General features: G+C 65.5%; 14 protein-coding genes. 5 read left to right on the forward strand and 9 right to left on the reverse strand.

All coding sequences use genetic code 11. The features are described 5' to 3' along the window. Positions 1-230 precede the first annotated feature (230 nt). On the reverse strand, positions 231-1,472 hold the full coding sequence (locus tag WIX41_RS17005) for an MFS transporter (RefSeq protein ID WP_339449667.1): 1,242 nt from the start codon (positions 1,470-1,472) through the stop codon (positions 231-233). A 257-nt stretch (positions 1,473-1,729) separates the two neighbouring features. Here WIX41_RS17005 and WIX41_RS17010 point away from each other — a divergent pair, with 257 nt between their 5' ends. Together WIX41_RS17010 and WIX41_RS17015 are read left to right on the forward strand one after the other, a co-directional pair. Beyond that, on the forward strand, positions 1,730-2,152 hold the full coding sequence (locus WIX41_RS17010; RefSeq protein WP_339449669.1) for a DUF2231 domain-containing protein: 423 nt from the start codon (positions 1,730-1,732) through the stop codon (positions 2,150-2,152). Next, complete coding sequence (locus WIX41_RS17015; protein WP_339449671.1) at positions 2,149-3,507, forward strand: PQQ-dependent sugar dehydrogenase; 1,359 nt, start codon at positions 2,149-2,151, stop codon at positions 3,505-3,507. Before WIX41_RS17010 ends, WIX41_RS17015 begins: the two co-directional genes overlap by 4 nt. A 133-nt stretch (positions 3,508-3,640) precedes the next feature. On the opposite strand, the gene WIX41_RS17020 is transcribed toward WIX41_RS17015, so the two are convergent. After that, positions 3,641-4,942 carry a patatin-like phospholipase family protein gene (locus WIX41_RS17020; RefSeq protein ID WP_339449673.1) on the reverse strand — a complete coding sequence of 434 codons (1,302 nt, stop codon included), beginning with the start codon at positions 4,940-4,942 and terminating at the stop codon, positions 3,641-3,643. A gap of 176 nt (positions 4,943-5,118) precedes the next feature. Between WIX41_RS17020 and WIX41_RS17025 the strand changes: the two genes are divergently transcribed. Beyond that, entirely contained in the window at positions 5,119-5,505 is a 387-nt protein-coding gene (locus tag WIX41_RS17025; protein ID WP_339449675.1) for a DUF1622 domain-containing protein, read from the forward strand. An 85-nt stretch (positions 5,506-5,590) separates the two neighbouring features. Here WIX41_RS17025 and WIX41_RS17030 read toward each other — a convergent pair whose 3' ends face one another. Genes WIX41_RS17030 through WIX41_RS17040 form a run of 3 tightly spaced genes read right to left on the reverse strand, consistent with a single transcriptional unit; the run spans position 5,591 to position 8,343 of the window. After that, complete coding sequence (locus WIX41_RS17030; RefSeq protein ID WP_339449677.1) at positions 5,591-5,842, reverse strand: hypothetical protein; 252 nt, start codon at positions 5,840-5,842, stop codon at positions 5,591-5,593. Then, positions 5,839-7,173, reverse strand: a complete 1,335-nt coding sequence (locus WIX41_RS17035) for a TFIIB-type zinc ribbon-containing protein (RefSeq protein ID WP_339449679.1) — start codon at positions 7,171-7,173, stop codon at positions 5,839-5,841. The genes WIX41_RS17030 and WIX41_RS17035 overlap by 4 nt, the downstream gene beginning before the upstream one ends. Before the next feature lie 18 nt (positions 7,174-7,191). Beyond that, the gene (locus tag WIX41_RS17040) at positions 7,192-8,343 is read right to left on the reverse strand and encodes an SPFH domain-containing protein (protein ID WP_339449681.1); all 1,152 of its coding nucleotides are present in this window, start codon (positions 8,341-8,343) and stop codon (positions 7,192-7,194) included. Positions 8,344-8,634: 291 nt separating this feature from the next. On the opposite strand from WIX41_RS17040, the gene WIX41_RS17045 reads away from it, so the two are divergent. Next, on the forward strand, positions 8,635-9,303 hold the full coding sequence (locus WIX41_RS17045; protein ID WP_409187533.1) for a class I SAM-dependent methyltransferase: 669 nt from the start codon (positions 8,635-8,637) through the stop codon (positions 9,301-9,303). 73 nt (positions 9,304-9,376) lie between these two features. Here WIX41_RS17045 and WIX41_RS17050 read toward each other — a convergent pair whose 3' ends face one another. Then, a complete protein-coding gene (locus WIX41_RS17050) occupies positions 9,377-11,419 on the reverse strand; it encodes a TonB-dependent receptor domain-containing protein (protein ID WP_339449685.1) in 2,043 nt (680 codons plus the stop codon). Between the two features lie 215 nt (positions 11,420-11,634). On the opposite strand from WIX41_RS17050, the gene WIX41_RS17055 reads away from it, so the two are divergent. After that, positions 11,635-12,255, forward strand: a complete 621-nt coding sequence (locus WIX41_RS17055; RefSeq protein WP_339449687.1) for a response regulator transcription factor — start codon at positions 11,635-11,637, stop codon at positions 12,253-12,255. 16 nt (positions 12,256-12,271) lie between these two features. Here WIX41_RS17055 and WIX41_RS17060 read toward each other — a convergent pair whose 3' ends face one another. The 3 genes from WIX41_RS17060 to WIX41_RS17070 form a co-directional block, all read right to left on the reverse strand. After that, a complete protein-coding gene (locus tag WIX41_RS17060; protein WP_339449689.1) occupies positions 12,272-13,870 on the reverse strand; it encodes an SDR family oxidoreductase in 1,599 nt (532 codons plus the stop codon). Positions 13,871-14,295: 425 nt separating this feature from the next. Beyond that, positions 14,296-15,681, reverse strand: coding sequence for a cytochrome c (locus tag WIX41_RS17065; protein ID WP_339449691.1), 1,386 nt, complete (start codon positions 15,679-15,681; stop codon positions 14,296-14,298). A 10-nt stretch (positions 15,682-15,691) separates the two neighbouring features. Continuing rightward, positions 15,692-17,467 (reverse strand): GMC family oxidoreductase, encoded by a 1,776-nt coding sequence (locus WIX41_RS17070; protein WP_339449693.1) that lies wholly within the window; start codon positions 17,465-17,467, stop codon positions 15,692-15,694. Between the last annotated feature and the right edge of the window lie 3 nt (positions 17,468-17,470).

The raw sequence follows: 17,470 nt of genomic DNA on the forward strand, positions 1-17,470 counted from the left end.
CCATCACCCCGCTCCCGCCTGGTCAGAGCGGCTTTCCACCGGGCGTGCAACTGGTCCCTTGCAGCCTCGGCGGTGGAATCCGATGGGTTCCGGTCGGGGGCTGTGATTTCTGAACATCGGCTACCTTCGGCACGGCAGGGTCACTGAAAGAACCGGCTCGGCAACTGCCCGAACCGCTTCTTGAACATCGCGGCAAAAGCGCGTGGGCTGACGTAGCCTGTCACTACACGCTATCGCACGGAAGTCTTCGGCAAAAACGCAGTAGCCAATCCCAACAACGGCAGGAACGAGGTGAGGTGGTACACCCACACGATGCCGTGCACGTCAGCCAGCTTTCCCAGCCCGGCCGCGCCGATGCCGCCAATGCCGAACATCAGCCCGAACATCAGGCCCGATACCATGCCGACGCGGCCAGGTACCGCTTCCTGCGCATATACCACCAGCGCCGCAAAGGCCGACGACATCACCAGGCCGACGGCAACGGCCAGCACCGCCGTGCCCATCAGGTTTGCGTAGGGCAGGGCGAGCGCGAACGGGGCCACGCCCAGGAACGAAATCCAGATCACCGCCTTGCGCCCGATCCTGTCGCCCACCGGACCGCCGATGAAGGTGCCCAGTGCGATCGACGCCAGGAACACGAACAGGTACATCTGGCTCTGCTGCACGCTCAGGTGGAAACGTTCGATCAGGTAGAACGTGAAGTAGTTGGTGATGGAGGCGATGTACACGAACTTGGCGAACATCAGCACCGCAATCACCGCGATGGCCTGCACCACTTTGCCGCGGCTGAGGCCGATGCCATGCGACCGCGCCAGGCTGTTCATCTTGGCCTGGCCATGGCGCACGGTCCAACCGGTCAGCCGGAACAGCACGTAGATGGCCACGGCGGCGATCAGCAGGAACCAGCCGATGGCGCGCTGCCCGTGCGGAATCACCACGGCTGCGGCCAGCAGCGGCCCGATCGCGGAGCCGGTATTGCCGCCGACCTGGAAGGTGGACTGTGCCGTGCCGAAACGCCCGCCGGAGGCCATGCGGGCAACCCGCGATGCTTCCGGGTGGAAGGTGGCCGACCCCACGCCCACCACGGCGGCGGCCAACAGCAGCATTTCGTAACTGCCGGCCATGGCCATCATTCCGATCCCGACGAAGGTGGCGATCATGCCGGAGGGCAGCAGGTAAGGCAGCGGCCGCTTGTCGGTGTACATGCCCACCCACGGCTGCAGCAGCGAAGCGGTGAACTGGTAGACCAGCGCGATGGTGCCGATCTGGCCGAAGGTCAGCGCGAACTGGCTCTTGAACATCGGGTACACGGCCGGCAGCACGGCCTGGATCATGTCGTTGAGCAGGTGCGCGAAGGCGGCGGCACCGACGATGCGGATCGCAAAGCCCTGGTGGGCGGTATCGGGCGCAGCGGGCAGTGGCGCAACTGCAGGTGTGGCAGGGGAAGCGGAAGGCGTGGGTTCTGTGCTCATGGGACCATTTGGACAGCGGCAGCGGTCCAGGCGGGCGACGCCAGCATACCGGCGCGCGCTCCAGCCCGGACCCGTGGGGGACAAGCGGAGGCAAAGCGTAAGACGGGCGCAGGCGGCCGTCTCGCGCGATAGGGACCGCCATCGTCGCATTCGGGACATCGGCCGGTTGTGCCGGTTCTGGCGCGGTACATCAAAAGGCCCCTCACGCCCGGGCTGGCACGATGGCGTGCATTCCCCGCGACCCTCAGGAGACAGCCGTGTCCTCAACCGACGTCGTGACCCGCCACTGGGTCATCCATCCGTTCCATGCCGCCGTGCTCGGCGGGGTACTGCCGCTGTTCCTCGGCGCGCTGTTGGCCGATTACGCGTACTGGCGCACCTATGAGATCCAGTGGAGCAACTTCGCCTCCTGGCTGCTGGTCGGGGCCATGGTCCTGACCACGCTGGCGCTGTTGTGCGGGCTGCTGGGTCTGGTTCGCGGCAGCCGCAACAGCTTCTACGTCATCGTGCTGGCAGCGACCTGGATTGTGGGCTTCATCAACTCGCTGCACCACGCGCGCGATGCCTGGGCGATCATGCCAGCGGCGCTGTTGTGGTCGGTAATCGTCACGGTGCTGGCGCTGCTGGCAACGTGGCTGGGCTTCTCCAGCGTGCGGGTGCGCGTGGGAGGTGCCCTGTGAACCGCACTTCTTCGAACGTGGCGGCCCTGTCCGTCCTCGCCGTGGCCCTGGCCGGTTGCAGCGGCAAGGCGCCAGACCTGCAGCAGCTTGGCGCCAACCCCGAACTGCCCAAGCCCCATCGCGGGGTCATGCCGGACATGACCATCGCCAAGCCGACCGCGTGGGGCGACACCGTCCCGAATGTCCCGGCCGGCTACAAGGTCTCGGCGATCGCCACCGACCTGGCCATTCCGCGGCAGACTCTTGTGCTGCCCAATGGCGACATCCTGGTGGCCGAAGGACGCGGTGGCAGTGCGCCCAACCTCAAGCCCAAGGATGTGGTTGCCGGCAAGATCAAGGCCAAGGGCAACACCCAGGTCAAGAGCGGCAACCGCCTGACCCTGCTGCGCGACGCTGATGGTGACGGCGTGTACGAGCTCAAGACCGTATTCGCCGACAAACTCAATGCGCCGTACGGCCTGGCGCTGGTCGGCAACGCACTGTATGTGGCCAACCAGGATGCGCTGGTGCGCTTTGACTATGCCGAAGGCCAGACCAAGGCCAGCGGCGCGCCGACCAAGGTCACCGACCTGCCGTCGGCCATCAACCATCACTGGACCAAGTCGCTCGCTGCCAGTGCGGATGGAACCCACCTGTACGTGGGCATCGGCTCCAACAGCAACATCACCGAACGCGGGATGGCGGCGGAAATCGACCGCGCCCAGGTCTGGGAGATCGACGCCCAGACCGGTGCGCACCGCACCTTTGCCAGCGGCATCCGCAACCCGACTGCGCTGGCAGTGCAACCGGGCACCGGCACGCTGTGGGCAGTGGTCAACGAGCGTGATGAGATCGGGCCCAACCTGGTACCCGATTACCTGACTTCGGTGCGCGACGGTGGTTTTTACGGCTGGCCCTACAGCTACTGGGGCAAGCACGTGGATCGCCGGGTGATGCCGCAGAACCCGGATAAGGTGGCTTCTGCGCTGACCCCGGATTTCGCGTTGGGTTCGCACGTGGCCGCACTCGGCGTGGCGTTCGCCCACCCGGCGCTCGGTGGCACGTTCACCGATGGCGTTTTCGTTGGCCAGCACGGCAGCTGGAACCGCAACCCACCGGTGGGTTACAAGGTGGTGTTCGTGCCGTTCCGTGATGGCAAGCCGTCTGGTGATGCGGTCGATTTCGCAACCGGGTTCCGAGGTGATGACGGCAAGACCCGCGGCCGCCCGGTCGGCGTCAGTGTCGACCCGCGTGGTGCGGTGATCGTCGCCGACGACCTGGCCAATACGATCTGGCGGATCACTCCGGACGCTGGATCCACCACGCCGGCCGCAGCGCCCGCTCCCTCCTCAACCCCGTCGGCACCCACGCCGTAGAGCCAGGCCCTGCCTGGCTGCCTCCCGCAACGCGCATCCACGGTCACGCCTGCGGCTTCATGCCGCAGGCGAAGATGCCCAGCCCACCCAACGGATGGCCTTCAACGCGACGGCAAGCTTCTGCCGGGCATCTTCATGGCGTCATTCCCGGTGGCCGCGACAGCCATACCGGTCCTTCGAGCGCGCGTGCATGGCCAATGTCATACAGCACCTTCATCCGGACCGGATCGAAGCTGGTCGCCTCGGGCAACGCAAGCGTTGAATCGATGGTTACCCAGGCAAACCGGGCCTGGTCACGACGGGCATAGGCATACTCGCGGAACAGGTCGCCGATCATGCCGGCGCGGCCGGCAACTTCAATGGTGCGGAACGCGATGCCCCGCAGCGAACGTTCGGCCGGATCAGAGGCGGCACTGAGCTGGCCGTTGTGGATCATGAAGGTGTCATAGGTGGCCGGTGCGCGCGACAGCCGGTTGTAGATCTGCTGCGGGTCGATGATTCCCGCGTGCAGGAAGATGTTGGCGGCTACGAAGCCGTCCACGTGCATCTCGTCATAGCGGTGGCCGTGTACGTCCACTTCGATCAGCACGGGCGGGAAGGCGACGGGAATCGAGGCCGAGGCCAGCATCACGCGGCGAAACAACGCCAGGGACGCCGGCGTTTCACGGCTGGCGATAAGGCCCATGTTCCAGACCACGAAGTGGCGCGAATCCAAGTCCGCAGTGCCCATGTACAGCCGACGGCCAGCCCGATGTTCGGCGGCGATCTTCGCCAGCAGCGGTGCGTCGATGGCGGTGGCGATAAGTGCTTCAAGCGGCGCGGTATGGGCGAGCGAGTCGCGACGCAACAGCGCCATCAGTGGGTTGCCGGCCGTGAAGACGTCGGCATCGGATGTGGTGGTGTAGAAGCGCCGCAACGCTTCGTCGTAGTCTGGTCCCAGGAACGCATAAGGGGCCATCAACGCGCCGGTCGATACGCCGGTGACGATCTTGAAAGTGGGCCGGGTGCCGGTAGCTGTCCATCCGTTGAGAAACCCGGCACCGAACGCGCCGTTGGCACCACCGCCGGACAATGCCAGGTGCGGGTAATGGATGCGGCCGTCCGCAGCTACGGGAAACCGATCCGGATGCTCATCGCGGATGGACTGCTCGAAGTCGAGCTCCATGTCCCGGTTCGGCCGGCCGGCCCAGGCGCGAACGTCCGGCATGCCGGGAACAACGGCCCAAGCCCCCTGGTCGGCGGGTACCGGGGTGCGAGGCAGGGTGGCGCACGCGCCCAGGAGCAGACACCCCGCCAGAACGGCAGCGTACACAACGGCGTGGCGGCAGGCGGAGATCGTGTCCACGCCCCAAGCGTGGCAGCAACCCGTGAGCCGAGCCACAGTATTTCCCGCAGGGGGAGCGGTGCCGGACCCATCAAGCAGGAAGGCCGCCATCTTGCGCACCTTTCGGGAATGCATCGGTGGCGCTGTCGTCGCTGTCCAGGCGCTGCCAGCAAGCCTGGATACGGCAGACAGGTAAATTTACTGGACGATCTTCGGTAGTAAAACGCTGGTTGATACGGCGCCTTGGCCCCACCCTGACGGCAGTCTGCAGCGTCGGATCACGCGTCATGCCCAGCCAGGAAGCCGCCATCCAATGGGTCGAATGGTCTGCACTCGGCATCGAGCTGCTGGCCATCGGCCTGATCGTCGCCACGATACTGGTGTCCACGGTGGTGTATGTGCTGGCGCTGGCCGTGCAGCACAAGGACCGCGTGGAAAGCTACGAACGCTACCGGCGCCGGTTGGGTCGTGCGCTCCTGCTCGGCCTTGAAATCCTCGTTGCCGCCGACATCGTACGCACCGTAGCGCTGGACAGCACCATGACTGCGATCCTGTCGCTTGGCCTGCTGGTGATCATCCGAACCTTCCTGAGCTGGTCGGTGGTGCTGGAGGTGGAAGGGTTCTGGCCGTGGAAGCGCCCGCCCGAGCGCGCGCGCCCTGCGCGGGAGGAATAGGTGGGGCCGGTATGGCCTCCCGGGCGCTGATGCTGCTCTGCCTGCAGGCGGCATCAGCGCAATCCAGGTAGGGATCAAGCAGACTTCAACCTGGGTCCTGCATCACCCGTTTGCGATACTCGCGCACGTTGTCGCCACGGATCCGCGTTTCCTGCGTCCCTGTGATGGTATCGACCTGGCGGTCCGAGCCGGTGACCGGCTTGGCCTCGACAGTGGTCTCACGCTCGAACGCGTGTGATTTGTCGGTATTGCGGTAGTACCGGTACAGCGCCCAGTACAGGGCTGTCGCGCTGGCGGGGCCAGCCAACAGCAACCAGAGTCCACTTTCGTCGCTCATGAGGCAGCTACCAGGAACCAGAGGGTGATGGCTTCGACGATCGTGCCGGTGGTGAGCGCGGCCAGCAGCAGCTTCCACTGCTGCACCGGCACGCTGCCCATGGTTTCACCGGTACGACCGTTCACCGCGATGTAATGCAGCATGCCGCCGTTGCGGCCGGGCTGGTGGTACGAATACAGCCACACCGGCAGGTACATGGATACCCAGCGTGAGCCGTGAAGATCCACGCGTTCCCGCTCCCAGCGCACGCCGCGGTCGTAGCGGCGCACGGAGCCTTCCACCTGCGCGCGGGCGATGGACAGCAGCTGGTCCTCCAGCCGCGGCTTCATCTTCTCCACGTCCAGGTTGCGTTTCTCCGACGTGAAGCCCAGCAGGTACGACGCGTTCCACTTCAGCGCGTTCTTGGTATCGAACGGCAGGATGGCGTTGATGATGTTGTTGGTGTTGGCCTTCGTATCAAGATTGCCGCGCTCGGCGGACGACTCCAGCGGCAGGTCATCGACGGTAAAGTCCACCGCGCGGTCCACCTGGTACACATCGGCGTCGTAGTAGGTCTTCTTCCTGTCACCGTCGCCGCGGGTGTACTGGCGGGTCTTGATCTCGCCCTTGCCCGATACGCTCGCACTGACGTTGCTGTCCACGATCATGTAGGGCATGTACACGCCCACCACGTTCTCGGGCGTGAACTGATCCTTGAAGGCCTTCAGCGCGAACAGCCTGCGCTTGTCCACGAACTGACGGATGCGCGATACCGCATCGTCCCTGGTGATCCGGAACGGCAGCACCGCATCCGGCACCGCACCGTTGGCGACCTGTTCGTTGACGCCGAACACATGGCGGCACCAGTGGCAGCGTGCGGTCATGGTGGTTTCGGTATTGATCGTCACTTCGGCGCCGCAACCGGTGCACTTGAAGCTCATCAGGCTGGCGGTGCCGGCCTCGATATCACGTGCGCCGGAGGCGATGACCGTGCCACGCAGCTGGTCGAGGCCTTCGCCGAGGCCGAACTCCTGCTCCACCAGTGCGCCGTGCCATTGGTGACGGCAGAACTGGCAGACAAGTACATCGGTGCCCAGCTTGAGACGCACATCCGTCGAGCCGCACTTGGGGCAGCGGTTGAGACCGTCCTTGAGCTCCTCGGCGGAAGTGTCGAGCGCGACCGGATCGGGCGCCTCGATCTCGGCACGGATCGGGTCGGGCAGGGTGGCTGGGTCAAGCGGGAAGCTGCCCGGCAGCGGCGGCACATCGCGCGGCGAGCCGGGGCCGGTGACGACCTCCGGCAACGGCGGTGGAGCCCCGGGCAACGGGGGCGGAATCTTCGGGTCGGACATGGTCTTCGTTCGTCCGCCTTACAGGCCCAGTGCCTTGGCCTTGAGTGCGTTGTAGTCGTCCTGGGTGATCAGGCCGAGGTCCAGCATCTCCTTGGCCTTCTTCAGCTTGGCCACCGGATCTTCCGCGGCCGGCGCAGCGGGGGCGGCGGGCTGCTGCAACGCACCCAGGCCACCGGCCATGCCGGACGCCATGCCAATGCCCATGATGCCGGCCGCGCCAGTGTTCTCGCCGGCCGACTGGATGCCCTGGGCCACACTGGCCTGCAGGTTGGAATTGCCGCGCCCACCCGACAGCGCATCGGCGCGCTGCACGGTCTTGAGCAGCTCGCGGGTGTTGGCGTCGTACTCGATGGAAACGATGGCGGTCTTGACGATGGCCAGGCCACGGTCGGACTTCCACTGGTACCCCTGTTCAACCGCCGCCGACAGGCTCTGCGCGAAGCCCAGCGAATCCTGCTGCAGCCTGGTGATGCGGTTGCCCTTGCCGGGATCATTGGTATACAGGCTGAAAGCCGGCGCGAGCGAGCCCACCACCTCGTTGAACAGCTGGCTGGCCGCCGCGTTGTCCAGGTCGGTGAAGTCGAACACCTTGCCCGGCTGCAGGTAGCTGGCCGGCACGAAGTTCTTCACGAACAGGATCGGGTCGACGATCTTCAGCGTGTAGGAGCCGCGCGTCACCGCGCCTACCTGCGTATTGAGGAAGCCGTCATCCCAGTAGATTTCCGACTGGGTGCCGAAGCGGTTGTCGGGCAGTTCCTTCAGCGATACGAAGTACGCCGCCTGCTGGCCGCCCGGCTGGCCGCCGAACTTGAAGCGCTCCCAGCTCTGCCTGATCAGCGGGGTGACGATGCCGTCGCCGGCAAAGATCGACTGCGAGTTCAGGTCGTCCGAGCGCCACTCATAGCCGCCCGGCTCGGCCACGAAGCCGGTGATGGCGCCGTCCTGGAACAGCAGCAGGCCGTAGCCTTCCGGCACGACGATCTTCGAGCCGTTGGTGATGATGTTGGACGAGCCGCTGGTGTTCGACCCGCGCCCGGCATTGGTGCCCTGTGGCACGGCCGCGAACAACGCCGCAGTGGCCGGCAGGCCTGCGGGCACGGTATGGAAGTCCTTCCACTGGTCGGCCAGAACACCGCCCACCGCACCCTTCACCGCCTGAATGAGACCCATGACCCGCTCCCTGTGATCCAAGGACGGGCGGGGTGCCCGTCACGATGGGGGGGACTATAGCAGCGCGGGGACGCGCCGGGATGGACGTTTCCGGCAGGCGCAACTTACGGCAGGCCGCACTTCATCTTGCCGTCAACGCAGTACGGTTTTTGGCGCGTTCGGACTATCGCTGGTCTTCTTGAGCCCCACGCAGCCGCAACCGATGTTCTCACCGGTTGCGGGTCGTTCCTTGTATGTTGCGTTGAACATGAAGCGCTGACACACCTCGGGAGGGGTGGGACAATGGATCTGTTGCAACCATTCAAGAATGCCGCGGCGGTGTCTGGCTACGCGGAACTGACGCCACGAAAAGTGCCTGGTTTTGCTGACATGCAGCGCATGGCGATGCTGTTGCTGTCCGAGCAGGCACCGGCCAATGCAGAGATCCTGGTCCTGGGAGCGGGCGGCGGACTGGAGCTGAAGGCCTTCGCCGAGGCGCAACCGGACTGGCGCCTGGTGGGCGTGGATCCCGCCGCCGCGATGCTGGCACTGGCCGCACGGGCCACGGCGCCGTTCGGCGAGCGGGTGCACCTGCGGGAAGGGTATATCCAGGATGCGCCGGAGGGACCGTTCAACGGAGCCACCTGCCTGCTGACCATGCACTTCATGGGCCGGGCGGAGCGGCTGCGCACGTTGAGGGAGCTGCATCGCCGGCTCAAGCCCGGTGCCCCGCTTGTGGTGGCCCATCACACCGCACCGGCGGTGGGCGAGCGGGAGCGCTGGCTGCTCCGTTCGACCCTGTTCTCGATGGACACGCCGGCCGATCCCGTGCGGGCTGCAGCTTCGGCCAGTGCACTGGCCGAAGCGCTGCCGCTGCTCACCGAGGCGGAAGAAGTCGCCGTCCTGCAGGAGGCCGGCTTTCATGATGTCGGTCTGTTCTACGCAGCCTTCAGCTTCCGTGGCTGGGTGGCCTACGCCTGATTCATTGACGGTGGAAACGCGTGCTACGCTCCGCCCATCCGGCTCGATGGGTGGGCGCGTCCTCGGCGCGGGATCAGAACCGCGCAGTAGCCCCCACGAAGAAGGTGCGCGCACCACCGTCGTAGTTGTTGCCTTCATCGATGGTGGAAACATCGCCTGCGTTCAGCACGCCTGCACGCAGGGTCAGGTTCTCGTTGACGTTGAATCCGGTCACCAGATCCCACGTGGTGTAGGCCTTGGCGAACGTCGCACTGGTGCTGGACACCAGCTGTTCGCCGATGTGCTGCGCGCTCAGATTCAGCGACCACGCATCGGTGACCTGCCAATCCAGCGAGGTGTTGGCGGTGATCCTGGGCACCACCAGCAGGCTCGCTCCGGTGGTGCGGTTCTTCGATTCCAGCATGCGGGTGACGTTGGTGGTCCAGCCCAGGCGCCCGTGCAAGGGGACCGTGACGCTGGCTTCCACGCCACGGGTGCGCGCCTTCTGGATGTTCTGCGCCACCGTCCACCAGAAGCCGTTGACGAAGCTGGTGTCGTAACCGGCAATCTCGCGCAGCGGCACCTGCTCGATCCTGTCGTCGAAGTCGGTGAGGAAGTAGGTGGCCGAAGCCGACCAGCCGCTGCGGTCGAAGCCGACGCCCAGCTCGTAGTTGGTGCTGGTTTCCGGCTCCAGGTCCGGGTTGCCTGCCATGTAGCAGCCGGTAGTGCCATCGGCGCTGACCGAACGGTTGGTCCAGCCTTCCACGGTGAGGCTGCGGCAGCCGTTACCGCCGGACTGCGTGGCCGCGCCGGCGCTGCCTTGTTTGAGGTTCGGCGCACGGAAGCCCTGCGACACGCCGCCACGAACCGTCCAGTCATCGGACGGGTGCCACACGCCATAGATACGCGGGCTCAGGTTGTCGTCGTAGTTCTCGGTGTTGTCCCAGCGCAGGCCCAGGGTCAGGGTGAAGCGCTCATGCAGCGTGATGTGGTCTTCGGCGAACAGCGCCCACGAATCGGCTTGGTTGGTCGGGCTGATCCGGCCGCTTCCACTCCACGTCACCGGCACGGTGCCGATGGTGTCGGTGTTCTGCAGCTCCTCGCGCTTCCACTGGCCGCCCACGTTCAAGCGGTGTTCGAAGCCCAGGTGGAAGCCGGTGGCGAAGGCGGTATCGAACACGGTTTCCCTGGAGTGGTTGCCCACCTGGCTGTCCTTGTCCTCATAGTCGTTCCGGGCCAGCGTGGTTTTGGACGTGCTGGCGTCGCCATAACGGCCGTCATGGGTGACCACATGGCCGGTGTGGACAAGCTTGGACAGCCCCCATGCGCCGACATCGCCGCCGCCGCTGTTGCGCTGCACGCCATGGGTGGCTTCAAAGCCAATCGTGTGGTCACCATTGATCGCCCAGTTGAGCAGGGCGTTGGCGTTCTCGGCCTTGGTGCCCGGGGTCTGGCCACGGCCTCGATCGGATTCGCGATCGGTCACGTTTGCGCCGACACGCAGGCCCAGGCTGTCGGTCAAAGGGCCGCTGAACAACCCACCCATCTGGGTGGTGTTGCCGCGCGTTGACGAATCGGGCTTGCTGTAGTTGTAGGTGACCGAGCCGCTCCACTCGGGGGCGATCTTGCGGGTGATGATGTTGATGACACCCCCCATGGCGTCCGAGCCGTACAGCGACGACATCGGGCCGCGCACCACTTCAATGCGCTCGATCATGTCCGGCGACAACCAGTTCAGATCCTGCGGACCCAGGTCGTCACGATAGTTCACGCCGGACGAATTGCCCTGGCGGCGGCCGTCGATGAGGATCAGCGTGTACTGCTCGGGCAGGCCACGCAGGCGGATCTTGGACTGCGCACCGGAAAGTGCATAGCCACCGGTCACGCCCGGCACGGTGCTGAGCAGCTGGCCAATGCTGGTGACCGGCTTGCGTTCGATCTCCTGGCGGGTGATCACGCTGATGCTGGCCGGCGCGTCCCTGATCCACTGTTGGGCACCGGTGGCGGTGACCACCACGATGTCCATGTTTTTTGTGTCGCCCGCAGCGTCGGCCGCCGCATGGGCCTGGGCGGAAAGGGCGAGGGTGATGGCGGTGGCCAGAACGGCAGCGGCGTGGGCGGGGGAGGAAACGTGCATCGAGCAAACTCCTGAGTAAGAGGGTCCGCTGGCGATGGCTGGGACATCCGTGTGCGTTGTTTCAAGCAACTTTAACAATCGTATCACGAATCATTCGCATTTGACGCATGATGGCACGAGGTGGTGCGAAGTGCGTGCAGTTGAGATCTGTCTGATGTCCGCCGTGACCGGGGCTTCATAGACTCCCCTGCCGTTCTCGCCCGCAGCTTGCAACCATGACGCTACCGCTTCACGAAATGTCGATTGTTCTGGTTGACGATCATCTGGTGGTGGCGCATGGAATCAGGCTCCTGCTCAAAGGTCGCGCACGATCGATCCAGGTCTTGGACTCTGGGGCCGCACTGCTGACGGTCCTGCAGGACACAACGCCCGACGCCATCCTTCTGGACATCGCCATGCCGGGCATGTCTGGCATTGAGACGCTCCAGGAATTGAAGCGACTTGGCTGCAAAGTGCCTGTCGTCATGCTGACGATGCATGACGATGCATCCATGGTGCGAAGGGCGCTTGCAGCGGGCGCAATCGGCTATGTCGTCAAGAATGCCGTCGCCGATGAGTTGGTGACCGCACTGGAGCACGCTGTGCGCGGAATCGCATTCGTCAGCTCCGGCGTCCAACCCACCCAGGTTCACGCGTCGATTCCACGTCCGCCCTCTGCCGCTCAGTTGGCGGTGTTGAAGCTTGTGGCAGAGGGCCTGCGCCCCAAGCAGATCGCCGAGGAAATGGGCATCTCTACCCGAACGGTAGAGTCCCACAAGTACATGCTGATGCAACGCTTCGAGGTCAGCACCACCCTGGCGCTCATCAGGAGAGCCAGGCAGGAAGGCCTGATCTGAGGCGGAATGCCGCGCCTCACCAATCGGTGGGCGCGTAATCCTTCAGGAACTGGCCCCACACGTGCTCGCCCGTGTTGAAGCCCTGGATGATCGGATCGACGATACGCGCGGCGCCATCGACGATATCCAGCGGCGGGTGGAAGCGTTCTTCCTCCACCTTGCGCGCGGCGATCTCTGCCGGATCCTCGTCGGTCACCCAGCCGGTATCCACGGAATTCATGTGGATGCCGTCGTTCTGGTAATCGGCTGCGGAGGTACGGGTCATCATGTTCAACGCGGCCTTGGCCATGTTGGTGTGCGGGTGGCGGGTGGTCTTGAAGTTGCGGTAGAACTGCCCCTCCATCGCCGACACGTTGACGATGTGCTTGTCGCGCTCGGGCGAACGCAGCATCAGCGGCTTCAGGCGCGCGTTGATGATGAATGGCGCGATCGCATTCACCAGTTGCGTTTCCAGCAGCTCCACCGACGGCACTTCGGCCATCAGCAGGCGCCAGGAATTGCGCCCGCGCAGATCCACCTGCTGCAGGTCCTGGTCGAGGCGGCCTTCCGGGAACAGATGCTGCTGGCCCAGCAGCTCGTCGGCCAGCAACGGCACCTGCGACAGCTCGGCGGCGCGGGTCAGGCCATCGGCACCGGCCAGGGCGTGCTCCTGCACCGCCAGTGCGTTGGTGTCCGAGCCCAGGCCCAGCATTTCCGGGCTGCGCAGCCCTTCGTACTGGCCCACCAGCTTGCGGATCGTCTCCGGCAGGTCCTGCAGCGCGGTGGTTTCGCCGGCCATCATGTGCGCGTAGAACTGCGGCGGGCGGCGCACGGTCTGGCAGGCGTTGTTGATGATGAAGTCCAGGCGCGTGCGCGTGGCCAGCAGCTCATTGCAGAACGCTTCGACGCTGGGCGTGTGGCGCAGGTCCAGCCCGTACACCTGCAGGCGGTGGCCCCACTCGGCGAAGTCCGGCTCTTCGGCATAGCGTGCGGCCGAATCGCGTGGGAAGCGGGTGGTGACAATCAGCTCGGCACCGGCACGCAGCAGCTTCAGGCCGGCCTGGTAACCGATCTTGACCCGGCCACCGGTGAGCAGCGCCACGCGGCCGCGCAGGTCGGCGGTTTCGGTGCGCTTGATGAAGTTCAGGTCGGCACAGGCCGGGCACATCTGGTCATAGAAGTGATGCAGCTGGGTGAACTTCTGCTTGCACACATAGCAGTGGCGCAGCTCCGGCGAATGCACCGGCTCCGGTGTTTCGCTGGCGTTCTCACCGTTGTGCGCGTCGTGCAGGCCGGCGGCGTGCGGCGGGAAATAGTTCGGCGTGCTGAACACCGGCTTGCGGCGCAGGGCGCGGATACCGGTCTGCTCCAGCAGCGCTTCGGCCTTGCGCACCTTTTCGTGGTGACGGGCCTTGGCCTGCTGCTTGAGCATCTGCCGGCGTGCCTTCGGTTCGGGGTGGTAGACCTTGGCCACCACCTGGTGGAAACGCACGCGGTCGTCCTCGGGCAGCGTATCCAGCACGGCGCGGTCAGCCTCGATCGCCTCCAGCAGATCCAGCGCGGCGCGCAGGCGGTCGGTCAGGGGCAGCTCGTCCTGGGGCAGGGCGTCGGCGGGAGGGGAAGCGATAGCGTTCACGTTGGATCCGGAAGTAACGGCGGGGCAGCGGCAGCTTGGCCGTCGACCGCATGGCGGCCACCCTGCCGGTGTGGGGCAGAGGGGTTGAGAGGGCCGCTATTGTCCCTGATCCGGGCGCTTCATGCTGGAGGGGCTGAAGCGGCCCGCCCGACGCTGTTTTGTGGGCTGTGTCACACTGAGGTGTGAGACGGGGGCCACCTGAGGGGTCAGGGGCGCAATTCCGGCCTGGCCGAGGTGGGCTTCACCACCCAGCTGACACCTCGGGTGGAACTCAAGGCGGACTACCAGGGGCGTTTCGGTTCCCGGTTCCCGGTTCCAGGACCAGGGGGCGCAGCTGACCGTCAGGGCACAGTTCTGAATCAGGTTGGATCCGGCAGTGACGGCAGGATGACGGCCCAGGCATTGCGCCCGGGCCGCAGGTTCAATCATTCAGCATCCTCGCCGTCCCGGGCGGCGGTCGGATCATGCGTGGTCCTGGCTGCCTCGGCGTCGTCCTGCAGGTGCTGGCGGACCTTTCTGGCCTGATCGGCGGTTACCGCGCCCGCCTGGTTGCCGAAGTCCTGGCGGATGAAGGTGGCCAGCTGCGCGATCTCGGTGTCCGACAGGCGCTCGGCGAACCCGGGCATGCCCAGGTTGGACGGGCGCAGGGCAGTGGAGGGCAGTTCGCTGCCGGCCAGCAGCAGGCGGATCACCGAGGTGGGGTCATCGGCCAGTACGGTCGGGTTGCCGGCAATGGTCGGGAACACGTTCGTGTAGCCCTTCGCATCGGTGCGGTGGCAGGCGGCGCAGTTGTCGACGAACAGTTCGGCACCGCGACTGTCGTTGATACCCGTCCGCAACTTGCGTGCGGTGGTATCGCTGGCCGTGTACGCCGATGGATCATGCGGGCTGGCCGGCAACTGCTTCAGGTACAGCGCAATGGCCTGCAGGTCTTCGTCGGTCAGCTTCTGCGTGCTGTGGCGGACCACATCGGCCATCGGCGTGCCTACCACCGCGCTGTGCGCGTTGCGTGCGGTGCGCAGGGTGTCCACGATGTCCTGCTCCGACCAGCGGCCCAGCCCATCGGCGGTGTTGCCACGCAGGTTCACCGCGTTCCAGCCGTCGATCACCTGGCCACCGGACAGATAGGTCTGGCCAGATTCGTCCAGCGCTTTCTCCTGCAGCGCGACGCCACGCGGGGTGTGGCAGCTGCCGCAGTGACCCAGGCCCTGCACCAGATACGCGCCGCGCGCCAGTTGCGGATCGCTGTAGCGGGCGGGATCGAAGGCCACGGCCTCCGCATCCGGTGCAAAGGTCTTGCGCCAGATCGCCAGCGGCCAGCGCATCGACAACGGCCAGGTGATGTCCACGCCCCTGTTCTCCTGATGCACCGGCGCGATGTCGCCGTGCAGGAAGTACGCGTGCAACGCCCGCACATCGTCATCGGTGATGCGCGCATAGGACGGGTAGGGCATGGCGGGATACAGCGTGCGGCCGTCCGGTGCGATGCCGTGGCGGACCGCGCGGTCGAAGTCATCGAGCGAATACGCGCCAATCCCGGTTTCCTTGTCCGGGGTGATGTTGGTGCTGTAGATGTTGCCCAGCGGCGAGGCCACCGGCAGCCCGCCGGCAAACGGCTTGCCGCCCGGCTTGGTGTGGCAGGCGGTGCAGTCGCCGGCCGCGGCGAGGTAGCGGCCGCGCTCTATCAATGCCGCATCGGCGACAGGACTGTCGGCCAGCACCCGGGTCCTGGCGGGAATGAAGGCATAGGCCAGCGCCGCCAGCAGCACGACCAGGCCGATCGCCACGATCCAGAGCAGAAGCTTCTTCATGCGCGCCTCCTCACGCCTGCACCAGTGGGCCCGGATCGGGCAGGTACTTCTCGCGGATGGCCTTGGCCGCCCAGTACGCCAACCCGCCGACCAGCCCGGTGGGGTTGTAGCCGTTGTTCTGCGGGAACGCGTTGGCGCCGATTACGAACACGTTCGGCACGTCCCAGCTCTGCAGGTAGCGGTTGAGCGCCGAGGTTTTCGGGTCCGCGCCCATGATCGCGCCGCCACAGGTGTGCGTGCTCTGGTACTTGGTGATGTTGTAGTGCTCGCCGTTCTTCTTGGCATCACCGCTCATCGACAACGGATTGAGTGTCCGGCTCATCTGCATGGCCTGGTCGACGAAGAACTGCGAGGCTTTGATCTCATTTGGATGCCAATCGAAGGTCATGCGCAGCAGCGGGCGGCCGAAGGAGTCCTTGTAGTTGGGATCCAGGCTCAGGTAGTGCTGCCGGTAGGCCATGCACGCACCCTGCACTTCGTAATAGAAGTTGTGGCGGAAGTTGTCGGCCGCCGCCTTCTTCCATGCCGGGCCCCAGTTCGGCGTTCCCGAGGGCACGTTGATGCCGCGCACCGGGCCGGCACCGGGCTGCCGCGCCCAGACCAGGCCGCCACCGACGAAGCCGGCCTTGGCATTGTCCAGCTGGTTGCCGTTGAGGTCGTCCATGGTGGTGCCGGCGCCACCAATGCCGATGAAGCCGTTGGCCTGCACGTCCTTGTCGAAGAACAGCACCACCCGGTTGAGGTTCTGGTAGGAGTAGTTGCGCCCGACTGTACCGGTGTTGGTCTGCGGGTCGTAGGCTTCACCGATGCCGGACACCAGCATCAGGTGCACGTTGTAGAGCTGGAACGCGCACAACAGCACCATGTCGGCCGGCTGTTCCACTTCACGTCCCTGCGCGTCCAGGTAGGTCACGCCGGTGGCCTTGGAGCGGGTGCTGTCCAGGTTGACCCGCAGCACCTGCGAATGGGGGCGCAGCTCGAACGTCGGGCGCTGGCGCAGCACCGGCAGGATGCAGGCGTTCGGGCTGGCCTTGGAATAGTTCAGGCAGCCGTAATCGCTGCAGAAGCCGCAGGCGTTGCACGGCCCCAGCTGGCAGCCGTAGGGGTTCACATACGGGCCGGAGGCATTCGACGCGGGAATCGGGTACGGATGCCAGCCCATTTCCTTGGCCGCCTTGTAGAACAGCTCGCCACCCAGGTAATTGGGGTTCGGGCCGAGCGGATACTCATGCGAGCGCGAACCTTCGAACGGATTGCCGCCTTCCCGCACCACGCCGTTGATCACGCCTGCCTTGCCGGAGGTGCCGCATACCAGCTCGAACATGTTCAGATGCGGCTCGAGTTCGGCATAGGTGACCGGGAAGTCCTGGATGGTCATGTCTGCGGGGATGAACGCCTTGCCATAGCGTTCTTCCACATTGGTACGCAGGATCAGGTCTTCCGGCAGCGGCCGGAAATGCGCGCCGGACCAGTGGCTGCCCGCGCCGCCCACACCGGTGCCGGGCTTGAACGAGCCCATCTGCCGGTACGGCACGGCGGTATCGGCCAGGGTGTGGCGCACCGTCACCGTTTCCTGGTTCAGGCTCTGCAGGTACTTGCGGTGCACCGAGCCTTCCAGCTCATCCACCACCTTGGGGTAGGCAAAATCGGGCTGGGTATCGCGGTCACCGCCGCGTTCCAGTGCCACCACGTGCAGGCCGGCATCGGTGAGTTCCTTGGCCAGGATCGCCCCGGTCCAGCCCATGCCGACGATGACCGCATCGACTTTCGGTTTCGTGATTGCCATGCT

The organism is Stenotrophomonas sp. AB1(2024) (assembly GCF_037482345.1).
GTDB lineage: Bacteria > Pseudomonadota > Gammaproteobacteria > Xanthomonadales > Xanthomonadaceae > Stenotrophomonas.